At 63.0% G+C, this 1,564-nt stretch carries 4 protein-coding genes; all 4 read left to right on the plus strand.

The features are described 5' to 3' along the window. The coding region (locus tag IK083_07975; protein ID MBR4749490.1) for a hypothetical protein at nucleotides 1–605 on the plus strand (605 nt) is incomplete at its 5' end. A gap of 1 nt (nucleotide 606) precedes the next feature. Then, the gene (locus IK083_07980) at nucleotides 607–945 is read left to right on the plus strand and encodes a hypothetical protein (protein ID MBR4749491.1); all 339 of its coding nucleotides are present in this window, start codon (nucleotides 607–609) and stop codon (nucleotides 943–945) included. Between the two features lie 56 nt (nucleotides 946–1,001). Beyond that, nucleotides 1,002–1,178 carry a hypothetical protein gene (locus IK083_07985; GenBank protein ID MBR4749492.1) on the plus strand — a complete coding sequence of 59 codons (177 nt, stop codon included), beginning with the start codon at nucleotides 1,002–1,004 and terminating at the stop codon, nucleotides 1,176–1,178. Next, the gene (locus tag IK083_07990) at nucleotides 1,175–1,492 is read left to right on the plus strand and encodes a hypothetical protein (GenBank protein MBR4749493.1); all 318 of its coding nucleotides are present in this window, start codon (nucleotides 1,175–1,177) and stop codon (nucleotides 1,490–1,492) included. The genes IK083_07985 and IK083_07990 overlap by 4 nt, the downstream gene beginning before the upstream one ends. Nucleotides 1,493–1,564: the final 72 nt, after the last annotated feature.

Here is a 1,564-nt window from a genome sequence, read left to right on the forward strand (position 1 = left end):
CAAGCTTCAGCCAGCCCGCGGCCTATTCACTGTATTACAACGGCTATCTCTATGAGAATATGTCGGTCACCGGCTGGAAGTTCAGCCAGAAGAACGGCGAGCCTGAGTGGGAGTTCACTCTTGAGGGCTCTCCCGGCGCAACCTCAGCGGAGCCGGAATGGCAGGAGAGCGGACGCTGCCTCATCGTTCCCCGGGGCAGGCAGACCCCCCAGGGCGCCGGCGGCACCCGGGTCACCCGGGCGGGGGCGGTGGTGTCCGACTGGTATTCGGTGAACGTGGAGGTGTCCGGGCTCTCCAAGGCCGGCTATTACGGCTACGCTTCCACTCCTTCCTTCACCGGCTGCCCGAAGCTTCAGGGCGCCTTCAGCATCGGAGTGGACGCCGACCCGTCCAACGTGGGCTCCTTCTTCGGCACCCAGACGGAGGCCTGGACCGTTTCCAACACTACTGACGGAGCCTCTTTTTCCATCGGCTTTTCCGCCGTGTGCCTGGAGTCCCGGGGCTACGCCGACGAGCAGCAGCTGGTGAAGAGCTACACCGGCTCCTTTGCCATAGTGGAGAACGCCGGCGGCATCATCACCGCCGCCGTGGATACGGGGGAATAGCATGCTGACACTTGAAGACATAGCTTCCCGACGGAAGCGTATCCGGGTGAATATCGCCGGCGCCGGAGAGCTGAATATCACCATAAATATCGGGGCTCTCTGCCGGGCGGAGAGAGATAAATACTTCCTGGGCGAAGACCCCGACAAGGCCCTGAAGGACTACCTTTCAGCCGTCATTGCCGAGTGGGACCTGCTGCTTGCACCCGGGGAGCCGGCGCCTGTGTGCGCCGACACCTTTGACAGGCTGCCCGACGGAGTCATAGAGAGGATATCCCGGGCCATTTCCAGAGAGACCGGTGAGCCGGAGGGGGAAGCTCCCGGCTCCGGCACTGGCTCCTGACGGGGAGCCGGTTCCGGGGCGCCTATACGCCCCGGCTTCCCCGGTGGTATCCCTACATGCGGGTGTGCGAGCTGTGGCGCATCCCCCTGAGGGAGGCGCTCATGCTCAGCCCCGGCGAGGTAAATATGGCTCTTGAATACATAGCCCTTCGGGACCTGATAGAGAGCCGCCGGGGGGACAGGGATTTTATGGAACGGCTGGACGAACTGTGCGGGAAAAGGGAGGAGAGATGAATAAAAGAGAGACTTTGAGAATGCTCCTTACGGGCGACCCGGAGGGAGGCGGCTGGGCGGACACTTTTTTGGACGGGCTCATAGCCTCCTGCGGCTTTGACGGCGCTTTGGTGCTGCTGGCACAGGGAGAGATCCGCCGCCTGGAGTCGGAGCCTGTGTCCGTCAGCGAGGAAGGCGGCCTGACCGTGCGCTACGAGGACCGGGCGCGGATGCTCCGGGAACTGGCGGCGAGAGTGAGGGAGCAGGGCTTTGAGGACAAGAGCCTTTCTCTTTCCGGCACCAGCGAGGTATGGGAGAAGGATTATGATCTGTGAGGACAGGCTGCTGACCGGCGTCTGCCTTTTCCGGAAAAGCGAGCCGGCCTATGAGGACGGCGTGCCGGTCCG

The organism is Abditibacteriota bacterium, from assembly GCA_017552965.1.
In the GTDB taxonomy this organism is placed as follows: Bacteria; Armatimonadota; UBA5829; order UBA5829; family UBA5829; genus RGIG7931.

Bases quoted from the DNA above. Each gene is read 5' to 3' on its own strand.
- IK083_07990 (MBR4749493.1), top strand. From the start codon at position 1,175: ATGAATAAAAGAGAGACTTTGAGAATGCTCCTTACGGGCGACCCGGAG.
- IK083_07980 (MBR4749491.1), top strand. From the start codon at position 607: ATGCTGACACTTGAAGACATAGCTTCCCGACGGAAGCGTATCCGGGTG.
- IK083_07985 (MBR4749492.1), top strand. From the start codon at position 1,002: ATGCGGGTGTGCGAGCTGTGGCGCATCCCCCTGAGGGAGGCGCTCATG.